This is a genomic window from Segatella copri (assembly GCF_003465495.1).
Classification (GTDB): domain Bacteria; phylum Bacteroidota; class Bacteroidia; order Bacteroidales; family Bacteroidaceae; genus Prevotella; species Prevotella copri_G.
In genome coordinates, this window is sequence record NZ_QSAV01000007.1 from 26,224 (window position 1) to 48,161 (window position 21,938).

At 46.9% G+C, this 21,938-nt stretch carries 13 protein-coding genes; 10 read left to right on the plus strand and 3 right to left on the minus strand.

Annotated features, from left to right (window positions below):
• The first annotated feature begins 491 nt into the window (after window positions 1-491).
• The 4 genes from DWV53_RS03175 to DWV53_RS03190 all read left to right on the plus strand — a co-directional run bounded on the left by DWV53_RS03175 (window position 492) and on the right by DWV53_RS03190 (window position 10,183).
• Window positions 492-2,489 (plus strand): glycoside hydrolase family 97 protein, encoded by a 1,998-nt coding sequence (locus DWV53_RS03175; protein WP_118151598.1) that lies wholly within the window; start codon window positions 492-494, stop codon window positions 2,487-2,489.
• Between the two features lie 122 nt (window positions 2,490-2,611).
• Window positions 2,612-4,723: a glycoside hydrolase family 127 protein gene (locus DWV53_RS03180; protein WP_118151600.1), complete on the plus strand. Its 2,112-nt coding sequence runs from the start codon at window positions 2,612-2,614 to the stop codon at window positions 4,721-4,723.
• Window positions 4,724-4,735: 12 nt separating this feature from the next.
• Window positions 4,736-6,547 carry a right-handed parallel beta-helix repeat-containing protein gene (locus DWV53_RS03185; protein ID WP_118151602.1) on the plus strand — a complete coding sequence of 604 codons (1,812 nt, stop codon included), beginning with the start codon at window positions 4,736-4,738 and terminating at the stop codon, window positions 6,545-6,547.
• Between the two features lie 69 nt (window positions 6,548-6,616).
• Window positions 6,617-10,183: an alpha-L-rhamnosidase gene (locus tag DWV53_RS03190; protein WP_118151604.1), complete on the plus strand. Its 3,567-nt coding sequence runs from the start codon at window positions 6,617-6,619 to the stop codon at window positions 10,181-10,183.
• Between the two features lie 106 nt (window positions 10,184-10,289).
• Here the strand turns inward: DWV53_RS03190 and clpB are convergent, their stop codons facing one another.
• Window positions 10,290-12,806 carry an ATP-dependent chaperone ClpB gene (gene clpB / locus DWV53_RS03195; protein WP_117694020.1) on the minus strand — a complete coding sequence of 839 codons (2,517 nt, stop codon included), beginning with the start codon at window positions 12,804-12,806 and terminating at the stop codon, window positions 10,290-10,292.
• A 488-nt stretch (window positions 12,807-13,294) separates the two neighbouring features.
• Between clpB and DWV53_RS03200 the strand changes: the two genes are divergently transcribed.
• From DWV53_RS03200 to rodA, 6 genes are all read left to right on the plus strand, one after another.
• Entirely contained in the window at window positions 13,295-13,888 is a 594-nt protein-coding gene (locus DWV53_RS03200) for an IMP cyclohydrolase (protein ID WP_117727834.1), read from the plus strand.
• 177 nt (window positions 13,889-14,065) lie between these two features.
• The gene (locus DWV53_RS03205) at window positions 14,066-15,088 is read left to right on the plus strand and encodes a rod shape-determining protein (RefSeq protein ID WP_006847875.1); all 1,023 of its coding nucleotides are present in this window, start codon (window positions 14,066-14,068) and stop codon (window positions 15,086-15,088) included.
• A gap of 31 nt (window positions 15,089-15,119) precedes the next feature.
• The gene (mreC, locus tag DWV53_RS03210) at window positions 15,120-15,992 is read left to right on the plus strand and encodes a rod shape-determining protein MreC (protein WP_118151606.1); all 873 of its coding nucleotides are present in this window, start codon (window positions 15,120-15,122) and stop codon (window positions 15,990-15,992) included.
• A 29-nt stretch (window positions 15,993-16,021) separates the two neighbouring features.
• Window positions 16,022-16,519: a rod shape-determining protein MreD gene (gene mreD, locus DWV53_RS03215; RefSeq protein ID WP_022120425.1), complete on the plus strand. Its 498-nt coding sequence runs from the start codon at window positions 16,022-16,024 to the stop codon at window positions 16,517-16,519.
• Window positions 16,520-16,582: 63 nt separating this feature from the next.
• On the plus strand, window positions 16,583-18,433 hold the full coding sequence (gene mrdA, locus DWV53_RS03220; protein ID WP_118151608.1) for a penicillin-binding protein 2: 1,851 nt from the start codon (window positions 16,583-16,585) through the stop codon (window positions 18,431-18,433).
• A 38-nt stretch (window positions 18,434-18,471) separates the two neighbouring features.
• Window positions 18,472-19,935: a rod shape-determining protein RodA gene (rodA, locus tag DWV53_RS03225; protein WP_118151610.1), complete on the plus strand. Its 1,464-nt coding sequence runs from the start codon at window positions 18,472-18,474 to the stop codon at window positions 19,933-19,935.
• A gap of 44 nt (window positions 19,936-19,979) precedes the next feature.
• On the opposite strand, the gene DWV53_RS03230 is transcribed toward rodA, so the two are convergent.
• Window positions 19,980-20,462 carry a gliding motility lipoprotein GldH gene (locus DWV53_RS03230; RefSeq protein ID WP_118151612.1) on the minus strand — a complete coding sequence of 161 codons (483 nt, stop codon included), beginning with the start codon at window positions 20,460-20,462 and terminating at the stop codon, window positions 19,980-19,982.
• 20 nt (window positions 20,463-20,482) lie between these two features.
• A complete protein-coding gene (gene ricT / locus DWV53_RS03235; RefSeq protein WP_118151614.1) occupies window positions 20,483-21,868 on the minus strand; it encodes a PSP1 domain-containing protein in 1,386 nt (461 codons plus the stop codon).
• Between the last annotated feature and the right edge of the window lie 70 nt (window positions 21,869-21,938).

Sequence of the window (21,938 nt, forward strand, 5' to 3'; positions counted from 1 at the left end):
CACAAAATGCACAGCTGTATTTTAGCCACAACAGCTCACAAATGGTCTTTTTGGTGTGCAAAAATTGTAAACGTTTACGTGGTTTTTTGCATAAAAAATCGAGATTTATTTGATTAATATCAATATTTGTCTTAATTTTGCACCCAGAAAAAGAATTGATTTTCAAAAACGATAAAATCATAACTACATAAAAAACACAAACTGCTGAAACATTCAAAAACTTCAAAGGCCTCGACGCGATGTCGGGGCTTTTTGTTTTCTTCTCATCTAAAGGCTTTTCTTACCATTTATTTTTCCTCGTTTTTGTCTCTTTTTCGTTAGATTTTACGAAAATGGATGCTTTTTGAACAAAAAGTATACTCTTTTCTCTGCAAAATAACTTATCTTTGCATGCGGTTTTGTTGTATGCAGCAGTAACTGGAGTAGTATGCCGGCTATACTGCTGTAGCATCATAGAGAAGATTATAAATCAACCTAACAATAAAATGAAAATGAAGCAAAAAGTTTGTATTGCTAGTATTTTGTTGCTCGGCACGGTTTGTGCGAAAGCCAACAATTATAAAGTAAGTTCACCTGACGGCAGATTGGCGGTCAAGGTGGAATGTGTAGACGGAAAGGCTTTCTATTCGGTAGAGCTGAATGGCAAGCAGATGCTTAAACCTTCTGCCTTGGGACTGGTAGCCAACTATGGCGACTTCTCCCAGCATCTTACCATGGGTGCGATGAAAGGAACAGAGAAGCATCTTTCTTACGACATGACCCGTATCAAGAAAAGCCACATCGAAAAGGATGTTTATGAGGCTACCATCGGATTCCTCAATGCCAAGAAGGATTCCATGACCTTGCATCTCCATGTAGGCAACAACGATGTTGCCTACAAATATGAGATGATCCGTCCGAAGAAGAATAACCCTAAGTCGGTGATTATATATAATGAGGTGAGCGGTTTCAATTTCCCTGAGCAGACCACCACTTTCCTCTGCCCTCAAATCGGTCCGATGACTGGTTGGGAACGAACCAAACCATCTTACGAAGAAGAATATACTCCGAATGCTCCGATGACAAAGAAGTCGCAGTTTGGTGTGGGCTATACCTTCCCTTGTCTCTTCAAGGTGGGTAATGACGGTTGGGCATTGGTCAGCGAAACAGGAGTATCGAGTGCATATCCAGCCAGCAGACTTTCTGATTATGATGCAGCGAAGGGATATACGGTAGCTTTCCCTCAGAAAGGTGAAAACAACGGAATCGGTTCAGAATATGCCGGTATACCTTTGCCGGGCGAAACACCATGGCGTACCATCACCGTTGGCACCACATTGGCTCCTATAGTAGAAACTACCATCCCTTACGATGTGGTAGAACCTCTGTATGAGCCAACTCAGCAGTATAAGCCTTCACGCTATACCTGGAGCTGGCTGATCTGGCAGGATGAGAGTATCAACTATGATGACCAGGTGAAGATGATAGATGTTGCTGCGGCTCAGGGCTATGAGGCTATCCTCGTAGACAACTGGTGGGACCAGCGCATCGGTCGTGACAAGATTGAGAAATTGGCTCAGTATGCCAAGAGCAAGCAGGTTAGTCTGATGCTCTGGTATAATTCGAATGGTTTCGAGAATGATGCTCCACAGACTCCACGTCAGATTATGAACAATTCCATCGCCCGCAAGAAGGAGATGGCTTGGATGAAGAAGATAGGTATTGTGGGAATCAAAGTTGATTTCTTCGGTGGTGACAAGCAGGAGACGATGAAACTCTACGAAGATATTCTGAGCGATGCCAACGATTATGGTCTGGAGGTGATCTTCCACGGTTGTACCATGCCTAGAGGTTGGGAGCGCATGTATCCTAACTATGTTTCCAGCGAGGCAGCATTGGCTTCTGAGAATGTATATTTCACCGATTATCATGCCAAAAAGGAGGCTTTCGAGATGACGATGCATCCGTTCTCAAGAAATGCTGTAGCCAGCTTCGACTGGGGGGGCGTGATGATGAACAAATATCTTTCAAGAGATAACAAGAGCCGCCATCAGCGCTATACAAGTGATGTCTTCGAGATGGCAACCGCTATCACCAATCAGAGCAGCGTAAACTGTGTTTGTCTCTATCCTAACAATCTTCAGGATGTTCCTCAATGGGAATTGGACTGGTTGAAGGGCTTGCCTACAGCATGGGACGATGTGAAGTTTATCGCAGGATATCCTACGAAGTATGCGGTTATAGCCCGTAAGGCGTCTCAAGAGAACGGCTCTGGTGCAGCAATCAATAACGGAAAATGGATTGTCGGTGGTTTGAATGCTACAGACAAGCCGCTCACCCTGACCCTCAATCTGCCTATGTTCGCTGGCAAGACTGTGGAATATCTTACCGACCAGCCAAAGAAACAGGGTGAGAAGTTCTACACTTCGGTAAAGAAGACCTTGAAAGTAGGCAAGAATGGTAAGGCAAAGGTTGTGATTCAGCCAAATGGCGGTATTATCATCAATTAGAATGCTGTTCATCGCCGGTAATGAATCCGCAGAAACAATACATAATAAATAAAAAGGGGTGATTACAAAATCATCCCTTTTTTCGTCTTAAAACTAAATTAAAAACTAAACGAATAACAATAATGATGACAGCAAACTACAGCAGAAAGTGGATGATGGCAGGTCTTCTTGCTTTTTCTGCCTTTACCTCCCCAGTCATGGCACAGCACAATGGACTGGTAGATATGAGCCACAGCAAGGAAGCCCGAATGGTAAATATGCCTTTGGGAAGTACCCGTTGGACAGGCGGTTTTTGGGGTGGCCGATTCAAGGTCTTTTCAGAAACCTCGCTTTGGGATATGTGGAAAACCTGGGATACACCCGAGGTATCGCACGGCTTCCGTAATTTCGAGATTGCGGCGGGCGATGCTGAAGGCGAACATTGGGGACCTCCTTTTCATGATGGCGATATGTATAAATGGCTTGAGGCATGTGCTTCGGTTTATGCAGTAACCCATGATCAGAAACTAGATGCCCTGATGGATCGCTTTATTGCCGAAGTAGCTAAGGCACAGCGTGCCGATGGTTATATCCATACCCCTGTGGTGATAGATGAGCGCCATAAGGGCATCGATACGCATGCTCTCAAAGACCGGAAAGATGAAGCCGAAATCGGTATCACAGTAGGAGGAAAAGATGAGAAAGGAGCCTTTGCCAGCCGTCTCAACTTCGAAACCTATAATCTGGGACATCTGATGACTGCCGGTATCGTACATTGGCGTGCCACAGGCAAGAAGACACTCTTCAACTGTGCACTCAAGGCAGCTGATTTTCTCTATGATTTTCTGAAGAACCAGCGCGATGAGTTGGCGCGCAATGCAATCTGTCCTTCTCATTATATGGCAGCTTCAGAGATGTACCGTGCTACCGGTGACAAGCGTTATCTGGAACTGGCAGAGGGATTGATAGCCATTCGTGATGAAGTGAAGAATGGTGAAGATCACAATCAGGATCGCCATCCTTTCCGTGAGCAATATGAGGCGATGGGGCATGCGGTGAGAGCCAACTATCTCTATGCGGGTGTAGCTGATCTCTATGCCGAAACAGGCGAGAAGCAACTCATGAAGAATCTGTCCAGTATCTGGGATGATATCACCTATCGCAAGATTTATATCACAGGTGGATGCGGTGCCCTCTATGATGGTGTGTCACCTGATGGAACCACTTACGATCAGCCTAGCATTCAGCAGATTCACCAGGCATACGGCAGAGCATATCAGTTGCCAAACGAGACTTCGCATAATGAAACCTGTGCGCAGATTGGTAATATCTTCTTATCCTGGCGTATGCTCGAAACCACAGCTGATGCCCGCTATATGGATATGGTAGAAAACGAACTCCTGAATGGAGTCTTGCCGGGCATTTCGCTCGATGGTACCCGATATTTCTATACTCAGGCCCTGCGCCGTACGGGCGATTTCCCTTATGTGATGCGCTGGCCGAAAACCCGCCAGAAGTATATCAGTTGCTTCTGCTGTCCACCTAACACCCTTCGTGCACTTTGCGAAGCGCAGGAGTATGCTTATGCCGTGAAAGGGGATACTTTGTGGGTGAACATGTATGGTGATAATCATCTGAAAACAAAGGATGTTGATATGGAGATGACTTCAGGTTATCCTTATGATGGCAAGGTTTCCATTCGCATCAACAAGGCTAAGAATATCAGAACCTTGATGCTCCGCGTGCCGGGAGAGGGTAGATATGAGGCGATTTCTGCTACTGATTCAAAAGGCAGACAGACTGGTTGGAAGAAGGGAACCCTCGTAGAACGAACATTTGATATGAAACCTCGTCTGGTGGAGGCTAACCCTTTGGTTGAAGAGAATAAGAACCAGATAGCCGTGATGCGCGGACCTATTGTCTATTGTTTGGAAAATGTGGATATCGATGCTTCTTCTGTTCCTGCTTCCTGCAAAGATAAGTATGGTAGGGTAAGCGTGAATGATATCGTGATTCCTGCTGATATCCAATGGACTGAAGTAAAAAAGACGATCGACGGTCACGAGTTTGTTGCGCTCCAGGGGGAGGCGCTGCTTGCTGAAAAGGGAACTGCAGCATCCTGGCAGAAGAACCAGCTTTACCGTACACTTGCTCCTGCCCAGAAAAAAGTAAATGTTACGCTCATTCCTTATTATGCCTGGGATAATCGGGGTAGTGATGTGGAAATGTCGGTTTGGCTTTCAGTTAGAAAATAATTTTTTTTAGTTATGAAATTAAGAAGAATCCTATTGCTGGGAATGCTGGGCTTCAGCCTCGCTCTCTCTGCAGAAAATAAGAAGATAGGCTATGTGCAAGTATCACCAGATTCTTCTCTCGCTGATGCGGTTCGCAAGGCTCGCGAGATGAGAAGATTGGGACAGGCAGATTCGGTAGTAGTTAAAATGCAGGCGGGGCAATACCGACTCTATGAACCTCTGGTGCTCCGTCCGGAAGACAGTCATCTCTGTTTTGAGGGAACGCCTTCGGTAAAGCATTCGGCAGGTACGGTACTTACAGGAGCCGTACCTGTTACCGGATGGAAGAAACAGGGCAGATATTTGGTGGCTGATGTGCCTGATTTCAATGGATGTCCTATGAATTTCCGACATCTCTGGGTGAATCACTCGCGGGCTGATAGGGCACGTGGCGTGAGTGATTTCAATCAGATGCCGCGCATCAGATGGGTAGACAAGAAGAAACGCGTCATCTGGGTTCCGGCTTCTGCTGTTCGTCAGCTTCTGACGGGTGCTAAGGATAAGGCGGGTAACAGCATCATCCGACCGGATGCAAGATATGCAGAGATGACGCTGCATCAGATGTGGGAGGTAAGTTATCTGCGCATCAGAAACATCCGTATTCAGGGCGATTCTGCTGCCATATCTTTCCACGATCCTGAGGCTAAGATTCAGTTTGAACGTCCTTGGCCTTCACCTATGTATAATTGTGAGCACAATTCTCCTTTCTTTATCTCGAATGCGCTGCCTCTTCTGGATAAACCGGGCGAATGGTATCATGATATCCGTACGCATAAACTGTATTATATGCCTAGGAAAGGGGATCGTATGGATGTTGCGGCGCCGGCTTTGGAAACGTTGGTGAAATTCGAGGGAACCAGAGAAAAAATGGTGGATGCTGTTACTTTCAGAAATGTAAACTTTGAAGTTACAACATGGAACCGCCCTTCTTACAAGGGACATGTACCTTTGCAGGCGGGAATGTTCATTACCGAAGGTTACAAACTGCGCCCTAGTATCGACCGTGTGAACAACCATAAACTAGATAATCAGGATTGGCTTGGCAGACCCGCTGCTGCTGTTGAATTGCGCTATGCAAGCAGAGCGGTTTTCGATTCATGCTCTTTTGGACATCTGGGTGGCGATGGTCTCGATTTTGTTGAGGGTTGCCGGGATGGAGCAGTACTTAGCAGCACCTTCGAAGATATAGCGATGAATGGATTGGTATGTGGCAGCTTTTCGCCTGCCGGTCTGGAGACGCATCTGCCTTATCGTCCGCAGGATTTGCGTGAGGTGTGCAGCGGACTGCATGTCAGGAACTGCGAGTTCTCTGATGTTACAAACGAGGAGTGGGGTACCTGTGCTATCGCTTTGGGTTACGTCAGCCGCATGAACATCGAACATAATTATATTCATGATGTCAGTTATTCGGCTATCAGTATGGGATGGGGTTGGAATCGCGATTTGGTTGTGATGCATGATAATCGCATTCATGCCAATCTTATCGAGCGCTATGCTGCCCATATGTACGATTGCGCTGGCATCTACACACTTGGCAACCAGCCAAACACGGTTATTTCAGAGAATGTAGTGCGGGATATCTTCCATCCTTCCTACGTACACGATCCTCATCATTATTTCTATCTCTATACTGATGAGGGTTCTTCTAATATTCTCCTGAAAGATAACTGGACGCCAGAAGAGAAATTCCTGAAAAACGCCTGCGGTCCTAATAATGTCTGGCAGAATAATGGTCCGCAGGTGGCTGATGAAATTGTGAAGAAGGCAGGGAAAATAAAGGAGTAGGGATGAAGTGAAAAATAAAAACAGCTGTCTTTGCTAATTAGAAAGTTCAAGGTTCAAAGTAAAAAGCGTATGAAATTTATCGGAATATGGATGGTCAGTATGATGCTGCCATCTGGATTACATGCAGCCACATGGCTGAAGAATCTGAAAGTGGAATATCGGAATACTCCACTGGCAGTAGGTGTCATGCATCCTCGGTTTGCCTGGCAGATGGAGGTTGATGACAAAAGTAGAGGAAATCAGCAGAGTGCTTACCGGATATCTGTTATTGATGAAACGGGTAAGGAAGTCTGGAATACGGGTAAGGTGAAAAGTACCGAATCGCTAGGCATACAGTATGCTGGCGAATCGCTTCGCCCTTCTACCCGCTACCAGTGGCATCTTACAGTCTGGAATCAGAAAAACGAAGAGCTGCAGGCTTCTTCTGCTTTTGAAACAGCCTTGGTGCTGGGTACAGACTATAACCATCCTGTCGCGACGGCCGGAAAAGGAACATATCTGGCTTGGGAAGGTGCTAAATGGATAGGAAGAGGCAATGCTCCCGTGATGTTCTATGCCCCTTATTTCCCAACCTTCCGACTTCATTACGAACTGCAACTCGATAAGAAATCGAAGTCAACAGCAGCTTCCTTCATCTTCGGTGCCAACGATCCCCGACTGATGGATCGCAATAAGAATCTCTTAGGGGTATCCAATGCGAAGGATTCTTCTTATATCCGCGTAGAACTTGATATTGCGCCTCTCAGAAAGTCGAAGCCTGCCCGTATCAATTTCTATCGTCGGGGCTACAAGGTTGGCGAGACGGATGCCGCACCTTTGGTTTCCTACGATATTCCTGCTGCGGTTATCAACAGGCAGAACCAGTATGCTGCCCATCAGATAGATATTTCGATGGATACCGGTGCGGCTACTCTCTTCCTGGATGGAAAGGAAATTGTTGGTGAAAAGGTAGAAATCGATACTGATGGCAAACAGCATTCTGTAGGAAGTCTGATTCTGAATCCTACCGGAGAACAGGGTAATAACTATATTGCCTATCCGATGCTAGCCGATTGGGGATATTACGTGGCTAAAGGTCAGAAGGCTACTTTCAGTCATATTGAGGTAAGAAACTTTAAATCGCCTCAGAATGTGGTAGCTGCTCCTTTACAGCAACTCTCTGCCAGCCAGCTCTCTGCCAACCAACTCTCTGCCAATCAGCTCTCTGTAGATGGAAAGAAAGAGGGTGCGCTTGGCATCTTTGCCTTTAAGGAGAATACTGCGCCTATGCTTCGTACAGAGTTTGCTACCTCCGGCAAAAAAGTCAGAAAAGCCCGTCTTTATGCTACTGCCCGCGGAATCTACGACATCTATATAGATGGTAAGGCAGTAAGTAAAGCTTATTTCAACCCTGGTACTACAGAGTATAACCATACTCATACTTACCAGACCTTCGATGTAACTTCTTTGCTTCAGCAGTCGGGTGAGCATGCTATCGGAGCCGTCCTTTCCGAAGGATGGTGGAGTGGTGGTGCCACCTATGTAACCGGAAATTGGAATTTCTATGGCGACAGGCAGTCGTTAATGGCAAAGTTGCAGATAACCTACGAGGATGGTTCACAGCAAACCATCGTTACCGATCCTGCAACCTGGAAAAGCTATGATGATGGCGCTGTAAGATATGGCAGTTTCTTTATGGGTGAGGTATATGATGCACGCAAGGAACAAGACTGCAAAGGATGGGCGATGCCTCATTTCGATGACAGAAATTGGCAGACTGCTGTAGAAGTGAAGGAATCAGATTTCAAGACTTCTGAGGATTTCCAGCTTCTTCCTGATATGGCAGAGGCAATCATGCCTGTTGATACCCTGACGGCTCTCAATTGTGTAGAACCGCGCAAGGGTGTTTATGTCTATGATCTCGGACAGAATATGGCGGGTGTTCCGCTGGTACATTTCTCAGGTTTGAAACCTGGCACGGAAGTAAAGATCCGTACAGCCGAAATCAAATATCCTGATTTGCCAGCCTATCAGGATCATGTAGGCATGATCATGACCGAGAATCTGCGTGTGGCAACTTCGCAGGATGTTTATGTAGCCAGGGGAGGTGAAGAGACTTTCTCGCCTAGATATACCCTTCATGGATTCAGATATCTTGAGATTACGGGTGTTGATGCTCCGGTAGCGCCAGACCAGATAAAGGCGATCGTAGTGAGTTCGATGAATGAGCAGGCTTCGCAATATTCTACCTCCCGTTCTGATATCAACCGCTTGTGGCTCAATTCGGTATGGTCTACGCGTTCTAATTTCATGTCTGTTCCAACCGATTGTCCTCAGCGTAATGAACGTCTGGGTTGGATGGGTGATATTTCCGTATTCGGGCGTTCTGCTACATATATTACCGATGCTTCCCAGTTCTTGCGCCGCTATCTTATCTCTGTCCGTGATTTGCAGAGTGCTAAGGGACAGTATCCGGATGTAGCTCCAACCAATTGTGGCTTCGGTGGCTTGTTATGGGCAAGTGCCGGTGTAACCTTGCCTTGGGAGCTCTACCAGCAATATGGCGACAAGGCTATGTTGGCTGAACATTACGCATCGATGAAACGCTATATCCAGTTTGTGCTGGATGAGTATGTGGATAAGAAAACAGGACTTATCGTACAGCATCATCAGTGGGGCGATTTGGGCGATTGGCTCAGTCCGTCTTATGAAAAAGATGATAAGTCGCTCGTATGGGAATGTTATTTCATATTCGATCTGGATATTCTTTCTCAGATGGCAAAGGCTTTGGGCAAGACTGAGGATGCGGCATGGCTGACCCGGTTGGCGAACGAGCGCAGGGCTTTCTTCAGGAAAACATTCGTTGATGAGGCTACAGGTAAGACCATCTGTTCGTGGTATGATGCTGAGCGCAAGGGACAGTTGATTGATACCCAAACATCTTATGCTCTTCCTTTGGCATTCCATGTGGTAGATGGTGACTTACAGAAGAAGATGGCGGCTCATCTCGCTGCAGCCATCAAGACTCCGATGGCCGGTTATCCTGCTTATTCGCTCCTGACGGGTTTTATCGGTACCGCTTGGATAAGTAAGGCACTTTCGGATAATGGTATGTCCGAGGAGGCTTACCGTTTGCTGCAGTACGAGGGTTATCCTTCCTGGCTTTATCCTGTAAAGAATGGAGCCACGACGATTTGGGAGCGTTTGAACTCTTATACAGTAAAGGATGGATTTGGTGAGAACAACAGTATGAATTCGTTCAATCACTATTCTTTTGGAGCTGTAGCATCGTGGATGTACAATTACTCTCTCGGTATCTGCCGTGATGAGAAATCGCCTGGTTTCAAGCATTTCATCCTGAAGCCGGAGGTTGACCCTACGCGTGGCATTACTCATGCTGAGGGTTATTACGATTCAATGTATGGCAGAATCAGCAGCCGTTGGCAATATACTGATTCCGGTATCCGTTATGAGTTTACGGTTCCTGCCAATACGACAGCCTCTCTCTACTTGCCTGCCCCTGCTGTCTCTTTCATTTCAGAGAATGGTAAGCCGTTGAAAAAGGCATCGGGAGTCAGATACGTAAGTGCTGATAAGGAACTCCATCATTTGGAGCTCGCCTCTGGATCTTATCAGTTTGATATAAAACAGAAATAACTTGCTAAAGTTCTGTAAAATAAAAAATGGGTGGCAGATTTGATATCTGTCACCCATTATCTTTATGATTAAAACCTGTATCCTGCGGATAGATTATCTGCTGGAATTATTGGTTCTTGAAGACCAATCCATCTGCATCTGTATGATCGATGGTAATTGGCTTCTCTCTGCTAACCTCTTCTGCAAGAATCTTCTTACTCAAGTCGTTCAAGACATAATCCTGGATAGCGCGCTTTACAGGACGGGCACCAAACTCAGGATCGTATCCTACCTTTGCCAGATACTGGATAGCTGCAGGAGTCCAGCGAAGTTCAAAGCCCTGAGGCTCCAACATCTTCTTTACTCGCTTCATCTGAAGTTCTACAACCTCGGCAATCTGCTCCTGGGTCAACGGCTTGAAGGTAATGATATCATCAATACGGTTCAGAAACTCAGGACGGAAGGTCTTGCGCAACATCTCACGGCTTGCGTTGGAAGTCATGATGATGATGGTGTTCTTGAAGTTGACTACACGACCCTTGTTGTCAGTCAGACGACCATCGTCCAATACCTGCAACAGGGTATTGAATACATCAGGATGCGCCTTCTCAATCTCATCGAAGAGAACCACACTGTATGGTTTGCGGCGTACAGCTTCGGTCAACTGACCACCTTCATCGTAGCCTACATACCCTGGAGGCGCACCGATCAGCCGGGTAACGCTAAACTTCTCCTGATATTCACTCATATCAATTCGGGTCATCATCGACTCGTCATTGAACAGATACTCAGCCAGCGCCTTGGCAAGTTCCGTCTTACCTACACCGGTAGTGCCGAGGAAGATGAAGCTGGCGATAGGACGCTTAGGATCCTGCAAACCGGCACGGCTGCGGCGAACGGCATCACTTACAGCGGTGATAGCCTCGTCCTGTCCGATGACTCTCTTGTGGAGTTCTTCCTCCAGATGGAGCAGTTTCTCACGCTCGCTCTGCATCATACGGCTTACTGGTATTCCGGTCCAGCGGCTTACAACCTCAGCGATATCGTCAGCTGTAACTTCCTCTCTGACCATCGCTGCGCCACCCTGTGTACTCTTCAGCTGCTCCTGAATCTTCTTGATGTCATCCTCGAGCGCCTTCAGTTTAGAATAGCGTATTTCAGCTACGCGTTCGTAATTGCCTTCGCGCTCCATGCGTTCAGCCTCAAACTTCAGGTTTTCTATCTCCTGCTTATCCTGCTGAATCTTGTTGACGAGCGCTTTTTCGCCTTCCCATTTAGCACGGAAGTCATGCTCCTGATCTTTCAATTCTGCAATTTCCTTATCCAACTGCTGAATCTTAGGCTGGTCATTCTCGCGCTTGATGGCCTCACGCTCAATCTCCAACTGCTTCAAGTGGCGGGTAATCTCATCCAGTTCTTCTGGTACAGAGTCACGCTCCATTCTCAGTTTGGCTGCTGCCTCATCCATCAGGTCGATAGCCTTGTCAGGGAGGAATCTGTCAGAGATGTATCTCTCTGATAACTTGACGGCTGCGATGCAGGCATCATCCTGAATACGTACCTTATGATGGTTCTCGTAGCGCTCCTTGATACCACGGAGGATACTGATGGCGTCTACCTCGTCAGGCTCATTGACCATGACGGTCTGGAAACGGCGTTCCAGCGCCTTATCCTTCTCGAAGTACTTCTGATACTCGTTGAGGGTAGTAGCACCGATGGCTCTCAGCTCACCACGAGCCAGGGCTGGCTTCAGAATGTTGGCTGCATCCATGGCACCTTCGCCACCGCCAGCACCTACCAGGGTATGAATCTCATCGATGAAGAGGATAATCTGGCCGTTGGCGTTGGTTACCTCTTTAATGACGCTCTTCAGACGCTCCTCGAACTCACCCTTATATTTGGCACCGGCTACCAGCGCACCCATATCGAGAGAATAGAGTTGCTTGTTCTTCAGATTCTCCGGTACATCGCCACGTACGATACGCTCGGCAAGACCTTCTACGATGGCAGTCTTACCTGTACCAGGCTCACCTATCAGAATAGGGTTGTTCTTGGTTCTTCGTGACAGAATCTGGAGCACTCTTCTTATTTCCTCATCACGTCCGATAACTGGGTCCAGCTTGCCACTTCTTGCCTGTTCTACAAGGTTTTTCGCATATTTCTCCAAACTCTGATAGTTGTCATCAGCGCTTTGTGATTTTACGTTCTGTCCCTGTCTCAATGCCTGGATGGCAGCGAGCATATCTTTAGCATTTGCACCAGCATCCTTCAGAATACGTGCAGCAGTAGAGTTGCCCTGTACGATAGCCAACAGGATAGGCTCTACGCTAACGAACTCGTCGCCCATTTTCTTGGCGGTATCCTCGGCATTCATCAGTATCTGGTTAGTCTCGTTGCTGAGGTACGGCTGACCGCCGCCCTGCACACGAGGCAGATGTTGCATCTCCTGACGCAAGAGCATGGCGATTTGCTGTCCGTTCATGCCCAACTTCTGGAAGATGTAGTTGGTCACATCGGTAGCCTTTTCAAGAATACCGCTAAGCAGATGCACCGGTTCGATGGTTTGCTGACCATTTCGCTGCGCAATGTTTACGGCTTCCTGTACCGCCTCCTGCGCCTTGATTGTAAATTTGTCGAATGTCATATTAATATCTCCTTTCTTATATTATATATTCATATTTGTGTTATTTGGATGAGCGCCGGAAACTTCTCTTTGGAAACCTCCCGGTGCGTTCCTCTCATCCTTTAGCGAAACTTATGCCTATTCGTTGAAAATCAATGATTTACTGACAATCTGTCTTGTTTTGGGTAGGTAAAAGATAGAAATAAGAGATATTATCGGACAGAATGACAGAAGAAGGTGGGTTCGAGTACGGGCTGAAGGCCCAGGTTCCTTGAAGCAGCACGCTCTGAAGACCCAGGCTCCTTTCAGGGCGTGTGGGGCTTACTGGCGAAAGTTCAGTACGCGAAGAAATGATAGGATTAGAATTCGCTCAGATTGCTTATTTCTTGATTTCTCTCAATTATCTTTTAAATATCCTTTAAATAATGCTATTTTATGGGGGGAAATGTTGTGTAATCAAAATAATCTTCGTACCTTTGCAACATCATAAATTATAATTTATAAGTTCAATGGCTGAAACAAAGAAAATCAAGACAGCGTTGGTGTCTGTCTTCCACAAGGATGGCTTGGACGAATTGCTCGCCAAGTTGAATGAAGAGGGTGTTAAGTTCCTGAGTACTGGTGGTACCCAGAAGTTTATCGAATCTTTGGGTTATGAATGCGAGAAAGTTGAGGATGTCACTACCTATCCATCTATCTTGGGTGGTCGCGTAAAGACTCTTCATCCTAAAATATTTGGAGGTATCTTGGCTCGCCGTGACAACGAGGGTGACCAGGAGCAGATGAAGGAATACGAAATCCCTTCAATCGATCTCGTCATCGTAGACTTGTATCCTTTCGAGCAGACTGTAGCTAGCGGTGCTAGCGATGCTGATATCATCGAGAAAATCGATATTGGCGGTATCTCTTTGATTCGTGCAGGTGCCAAAAACTTCAAGGATGTGGTTATCGTTCCTAGCAAGGCAGAATACGGCGTATTGCTCGATATCCTGAAGAAGAAGGGTGCTGAGACTGATATCGAAGACCGCAAGATGTTTGCAGAGCGTGCATTCGGTGTAAGCTCTCACTACGATACTGCAATCCATGCATGGTTTGCTAAGTAAACTCTCGGAAAAATAAAGTAGTTAAGGAGTTAAGAAGTGGAAGAAGTCAGGACAAGTGTCTGCGGGGATTCCATCCCCGGTATATGACAGACTGTTGCCGTGGCTTCTATGCTCCTTTAACTCCTTAACTCCTTAAATAAAAAGAAAATTTTAAGCTTAAAATAATTTAGAAACGAAATGGGATTTTTTTCATTTATTCAGGAAATCGCAATGGACTTGGGTACAGCCAATACCATCATTATCAGTGATGATAAGATTGTAGTGGATGAACCTTCTGTTGTAGCCCTTGACCGCCGCACCGACAAGATGATTGCTGTGGGCGAGAAGGCTAAGATGATGTACGAGAAGACTCATGATAATATCCGTACTATCAGACCATTGCGTGATGGCGTGATTGCCGACTTTACTGCCTGTGAGCAGATGATGCGTGGATTGATTAAGATGGTTCATACTGGTAGCCGTCTCTTCTCTCCTTCACTCCGTATGGTAATCGGTGTACCTTCTGGTTCTACCGAGGTTGAGCTTCGTGCTGTGCGCGACTCTGCCGAGCATGCCGACGGACGTGATGTATATTTGATTTTTGAGCCAATGGCTGCCGCTATCGGTATCGGTATCGATGTTGAGGCTCCAGAGGGTAATATGATTGTTGATATAGGTGGTGGTTCTACCGAAATCGCTGTCATCTCATTGGGTGGTATCGTATCGAACAACTCAATCCGTACAGCCGGTGACGACCTTACTGCCGATATCCAGGAATATATGAGCCGTCAGCACAACGTGAAGGTTTCTGAGCGTATGGCTGAGCGTATCAAGATTCATGTGGGTTCAGCTCTGACCGATCTGGGTGATGAGGCTCCAGAAGATTTCATCGTACATGGTCCTAACCGTATTACAGCGTTGCCTATGGAGGTACCTGTATGCTACCAGGAGATTGCTCACTGTCTGGATAAGACCGTGGCAAAGATTGAGAACGCTGTGCTCTCAGCATTGGAGAACACACCTCCTGAGCTCTATGCCGATATCGTGAAGAATGGTATCTGGCTCTCTGGTGGTGGTGCTTTGCTCCGCGGTCTCGACAAGCGTTTGCAGGATAAGATCAATATCCCATTCCACATCGCAGAAGATCCGTTGCACAGTGTTGCCAAGGGTGCTGGTATTGCGTTGAAGAATGTAGACCGTTTCTCATTCTTGATGAGATAATCAGAACTTATTCTAATAGTAAGAATAAAGTATGCGCAACCTTTTAGAGTTTTTAGCGAAATACAACCATTGGTTTGTCTTCCTGATTCTTGAGGTGGTGAGTATGGTGCTGTTGTTTCAGTATAACAGCTATCAGGGCAGTGCCTGGTTCTCCTCGGCTAATGCCGTAACGGGTAAGTTGTATGAATGGGATGCGAATGTAGAAACATTCTTCTCACTTACCAAGGTGAACCAGGAACTGACACAGCGCAATGCGTATCTCGAACAGGAGGTGCAGAAACTTTCCGACAGTCTCGTGTGCGTGACCAAGGATAGCAGCATCTACCATCGTGACCAGTTTGCATTGCTGAGAAACTATCGTCTGATTCCGGCTAAGGTAGTGGCGAATAGTGTCGATAAACCCGGCAACCTGATGACAATTGACAAGGGTAGCGCGGATGGCATCCACAAGGATATGGGTGTAATCAGCGGTACGGGTGTTGTGGGTATCGTGTATCTGGTGGCAGAACATTATGCTATCGTGATTCCGGTATTGAACACGAAGTCGAACATCAGTTGTATGATTCAGAATAGAGGCTATTTTGGCTATCTGCGCTGGAAGGGTGGTGTGTCTGACCTTGCCTATCTGGAAGAGGTGCCACGTCATGCTCACTTTAAATTGGGTGACTATGTGGTAACGAGTGGCTATTCTGCTGTCTTCCCTCCTGGAGTGAGAGTAGGCAGGATATTGCACGTGTTCAACTCCGCCGATGGACTGTCGTATCGCGTACAACTTCGCCTCTCTACCGATTTTGCCCGTCTGCGTGATGTATGTGTAATTGATGATGCCGCCATGAAAGAGCGGTTGGAGATTATGCGTGCAGCACAGGATAGCATCGAAACAAATGGAGACAATAATCAATAATGACGTATAGTAAGAGGATATAAAAAGCAATGAGTATAGATTTAGTGAAAAGACTAGCTACCTTTGTGGTGCTCGTGCTGGTACAGGGATTGGTGTTTAATCATATTCATCTATTCAATTGTGCCACCCCCTTGCTGTATATCATTATGGTACTGCATTTCCGCCGCAACCATCCTAAATGGGCGGTGTTATTGTGGTGCTTTATGATGGGGCTTTGTGTGGACGTATTTGCCAATACGCCAGGTGTTGCAGCAGCTTCGATGACTGCCGTAGGACTGCTACAACCTTATTTGTTTGAACTTTTCGTACCGCGTGACAGCGCCGACGATCTGGAACCGTCCATGCGTTCTATCGGCGTAGGTGCATATTGCTGGTACGTATTCTTCATCATTCTCGTTTATAATCTATTGTTCTTTACACTCGAAACATTCAATTTCTTTAATTGGGTTCACTGGTTGGAATGTATAGGCGGAAGTACGGTTATCACTTATATATTGGTGATGGCGACAGAAAGTTTCAGGAAGTAAGATTCCGGATAAGTGATGAGAGAGAAAAGAATACGATTTTTAGTTTGCTATATATAATAAGGTATGTTGGATTACAATCTTGAAAAACGTAGATTCGTTATCAGTGGAGTGGCCATAGCTATTGTGGTCATTTACATGATTCGTCTGTTTACGCTTCAGATTATGAGCGACGACTACAAGAAGAATGCCGACAGTAATGCCTTCTTGAAGCATATTGAGTTTCCCGCCCGTGGTGCCATTTACGACCGTAATGGTAAGCTGCTGGTGTATAATCAGCCGTCTTACGATCTGATGGTGGTCATGAACGAGGAGAGCGGCAGGCTTGATACGATGGATTTCTGTAATTCGCTGGGTATCACGAAAGAGTTTTTTATCAAGCGAATGAACGATATCAAGGACCGCTCTAAAAACCCGGGCTATTCGCGCTATACCCAGCAGCTTTTTATGGGACAGCTGAGCGACCGGGATTTCAGTGTGTTCCAGGAGAAGATGTTCCGATTCCCCGGTTTCTATGTCCAAAAACGTACCGTCAGAGAATATACCTACCCTTATGCAGCCCATGTGCTGGGTGATGTGGGTGAGGTTTCGCAAAGCGATATTGAAGATGATGACTACTATCAGGCTGGTGACTATATCGGAAAACTGGGTATCGAGAAGTTTTATGAGAAGCAGCTGCGTGGTGAGAAGGGTGTGAAGATCATGCTGAGAGATGCCCACGGAAGAATACAGGGTAGCTATCAGAATGGTAAACTCGACCAGAAACCTGTGGCAGGAAAGGACTTGACGCTGGGATTGGATGTCAAGTTGCAAGCCTTGGGCGAACGTCTGCTCCAGGGGAAAATCGGCAGTATCGTTGCCATCGATCCTAGAACGGGCGATGTGCTGGCTATGGTTTCTTCTCCTTCTTACGATCCAAGACGTCTGGTGGGTAGAAACCGCGGCAAGATGCACAAGTGGCTCTCGCATAATCCTTGGAAACCGCTCCTGAACCGTAGTATTCAGGGTCAGTATCCTCCGGGTTCTACCTTTAAGACCAGCCAGGCGCTGACCTATCTTACTGAAGGTATCATCACACCGGGAACAGCATTCCCATGTAATCATGGTTTCTCTTATAAGGGTCTGCATGTAGGCTGTCATGGTCACCCGTCGCCTATTTCGCTGGTTGATGCCATCAGTACCTCTTGTAACGGTTACTTCTGTTGGGGTCTTTACTATATGATAGGTAACCGCAAGAAGTATGGCAGCGTACAGAATGCGATGACCGTATGGAAAAATTATATGGTGAGCATGGGATTCGGATATAAGTTGGGCATCGACTTGCCTGGCGAGAAACGCGGTCTGATTCCGAATGCACAGTTCTATGATAAGGCTTACAATGGTTCATGGAACGGACTGACGGTAATCAGTATTTCTATCGGTCAGGGTGAGGTTAACCTCACGCCGTTGCAGATAGCCAACCTGGGTGCTACCATTGCCAACAGGGGATACTATTATGTGCCTCATGTAGTGAGAAAGGTGAAGGGAGAACCGCTTGATACGCTCTATACCCGACGCCATTATACCAAGGCTTCCCGACGGGCTTACAACTATGTGGTAGCCGGTATGAGAAGTTCGGCGCTGAAGGGAACCTGTAAGTTGCTCGGCCGCTACGATTTCGAAGCTTGCGGCAAGACGGGTACGGCACAGAACCGTGGCCACGACCACTCTGTATTCATGGGCTTTGCTCCGATGAACAACCCGAAGATTGCCATTGCCGTGTATGTAGAGAATGGTGGTTGGGGTGCTGACTATGGTGTGCCTATCGGCGGTCTGATGATGGAACAGTATCTCAAGGGTAAGTTATCTCCTGATTCTGAGCGCAGGGCTGCAGAGATGCAGGCCCGTAGAATCGCCTACGGATTAAGCAGTAGATAGTTTTCAGTTAATAGTTTATAGTTGATAGTTTATAGATTATGATCGATAATAAACAACCTAGTGTGCTTGCTTCACTTGACTGGTGGACGATAGGTATTTATCTGGCACTCCTCATCTTCGGATGGGTGAGCGTCTGTGGAGCCAGCTATAACTATGGTGACAACGAGATATTCAGTCTGGGTGCCCGCTCGGGTATGCAGATTATATGGATTGGCACATCCATAGCACTGGGATTGGTAATCCTGCTGCTTGATGACCGGTTTTACGATACCTTCTCGTATGTCATCTATGGCGTCCTGATACTCTTGCTCTTTGCTACGATATTCAATCCGCATAGCATCAAGGGCTCCCACTCCTGGCTGGTGTTGGGACCGCTCCGACTGCAACCGGCTGAGTTTGGTAAGTTTGCTACGGCTCTGGCGGTAGCCAAGTTTATGTCAAGCTATGGTTTCAGTATGCAGAACCTGAAGCATTTCATGGCAGCCGTAGGCATTATCGTTCTGCCGATGCTCTGTATCGTAGGTCAGCGCGAAACGGGTTCTGCCTTGGTTTATCTTTCATTCTTCCTCATGCTTTACCGCGAAGGTATGCCGGGTGCCATTCTCTTTACCGGCGTGTCGATGGTGGCTTACTTCGTAGTGGGTGTGAAGTATGAGAACGTGATGATGTGGGATACCTATACTTCTGTGGGTAAGTTTGTCGTGCTTCTGCTGGTGCAGATTTTTACGGCTGGCATGGTGAACTCCTATACGGGCGATAGGAAAAAGGCACTGATGATCCTTTCCTATTCGGTGGGCATTACGCTGCTCTTCGTGCTCTTTTCTACCTATGTCATTCCGTTCGACATTGTGTGGATTCAGCTCTTCCTGTGTGCTATGATGATTGGATTCCTGGTTTATCAGGGACTGAGAACCCGGTTCCGGAATTACTTCCTCATCTCCATCTTTTCGTTGGGAAGTATCGCTTTCTTCTATTCTGCCGATTATGTGTTGAATCATGTGATGGAACCTCATCAGCGAGTGCGTATCAACGTGCTGCTGGGACTGGATGAAGATTTGGCTGGTGCGGGATATAACGTGCATCAGAGTGAGATTGCCATTGGTTCCGGCGGACTTCAGGGAAAAGGTTTCCTCAATGGAACGCAGACCAAACTGAAGTTCGTGCCTGAGCAGGATACAGACTTTATCTTCTGTACGGTAGGCGAGGAGGAAGGTTTCCTCGGTTCGGCAGGCGTGCTGCTGCTTTTCCTGGCTTTGATATTGCGGTTGATGCATCTGGCTGAGCGGCAACCTTATAAATTCGGGCGTATCTACGGCTATTGTGTGTTGTCGGTATTCCTCTTCCACCTGTTTATTAATGTGGGAATGGTGCTGGGTTTAACACCGGTTATCGGTATTCCGCTGCCGTTCTTCAGTTATGGTGGCAGTTCGTTATGGGGATTTACCATCCTTCTTTTCATCTTCTTGAGAATTGATGCGGGAAGGAACTTAGTGAGAAGTTAAAAAAAGAGTGAACAGATTCATCAACAATCTGTTCACTCTTTTTTTTATTGTATCTTTGAAATCTTGATGCCGATGTCACTCACACCAGGGAGGATTTCTCTTTTCATATCATGTCTGATGGCTACGTGTATGGAATCGCCCTGATGCATCTGATAGATGTTGATAGGGAAGTTATACTGATAATAGCTGATACCCTGTCCTTTGCTCACGCCGTTGTTGTCAATCAGCTGGCAGTTTACCGTATCTATCTTGCATTCGCCAGGTATCTTTCTGTTTTGGTGATAAACCGTCTGTTCTACGATGAGCGTAAGTCCCATGAACGGATAGGCACCTGTAATGCGAAGTCCTAAGCTTTGCCTGTAATGCCCTGCCTCGAGTAGAGGTGATACTTCGAATGATAGGGTGTCGTTCTTCTCCCATCCTGCAATCGGTGTATGGGCATACTCATCGTATACGGTCGAACCGCTGCAGGCAGAGAGAATGTGAACGATCGCTGTCAAAACGATGAAATAAACAGTCTTTTTCATCTTTTTCTAGCTCCTATTCTTTATTCTTGTGGGGCGTTATTGCCTTGTGGCTTGTTGCCATTCTGAGGGGCGTTGTTGCCTTGCGGCTTGTTTCCACCCTGTGGCTTGTTGCCATTCTGCGGCTTGTTGCCCTTGTTAGGTCGTCTGTCGTTTCTTGGCTGGCGGTTGTCACCCTTAGGATGATTGCCCTGATTACGGTTGTCGCGGCGCTGGTTGTTTGGCTTGCCTTCATTCTTCTGAGGTTTGTTGTCGCCATTCTGCGCGCGGTTCTCGTTCTTCTGAGGCTTGTTGTCGCCCTCCTGCTGGCGAGGTCCCTTGTTCTTATTGTTCTTCTTCTTCTTTTTCTTAGCCTTGTCAAAGCGGCTCAAATCAGCTTCGGCAAGCAGGTCGGTTGGCTTGGCTGCAGGTTTTGCCTTACCGTCTTCCAGCAGACTCAATGGCTTCTCGCCCTGACGGTTCATTTCGATGATAGCCTTGGCACGCTCGATGCTGATGGTTTCGAGGTTGGAAGCAAGGTTCTTGTCAGAAGAGTAGGTGATAAGACCTGCCAGGATATCTACCTTGAACTGATGGAAATCACCGTCGGCAGTCTGCAGTACGGCATCCTTAGGAGGCAACTTTCTGCTAGCCTCTACATAGCTGTCTACCTCGTAGTTGAGACAGCACTTCAGTTTGGCGCACATACCGGCAAGTTTCTGAGGATTCAGAGAAATGTCCTGATAGCGTGCTGCATTGGTGCTAACGCTGATGAAGTTCTTCATCCAGGTAGCGCAGCAGAGTTCTCTGCCGCAAGGACCCGTTCCACCGATGCGGCCTGCTTCCTGTCGCGCACCGATCTGTTTCATCTCAATGCGTACATGGAAGGTATCGGCAAGAACCTTGATGAGCTGGCGGAAGTCCACACGTTCGTCAGCGATGTAATAGAAGATAGCCTTGTTGCCGTCTCCCTGATATTCTACATCACCTATTTTCATCTTCAGTCCTAGATCTTTGGCTATCTGGCGGCTCTGGATCATGGTGCCGTGTTCACGGCTCTTAGCCTCCTTGCATTTGTCAAGATCCACCTGCTTGGCGATACGGTAGATACGCTTGATATCATCCTGAGACTTGAGGTTTGCCTTCTTAATCTGGAGTTTTACCAGTCTTCCGGTCAGCGTAACCACACCGATGTCGTGACCCGGGTTAGCCTCTACCGCCACTATATCGCCCTTTTTCAGGTCGAGGTTATTCACATTGTGGTAATATCCCTTACGGGTATTCTTGAACTGTACCTCCACGAGGTCAGTACTTTCAGCATTGCCGGGTACATCGGCAAGCCAGTCGTATGTGTTGAGCTGTCTGTCCTGTCTTCCTACGCCCTTAGCGCTCAGACCACGGTCGCAGCCGTTACACATCCTGAATTTCATATTTTTGTAATCCACGATCGTCTAATTTATAATGTATAATTTATAATGTACAATGAATAATGACCGGCAT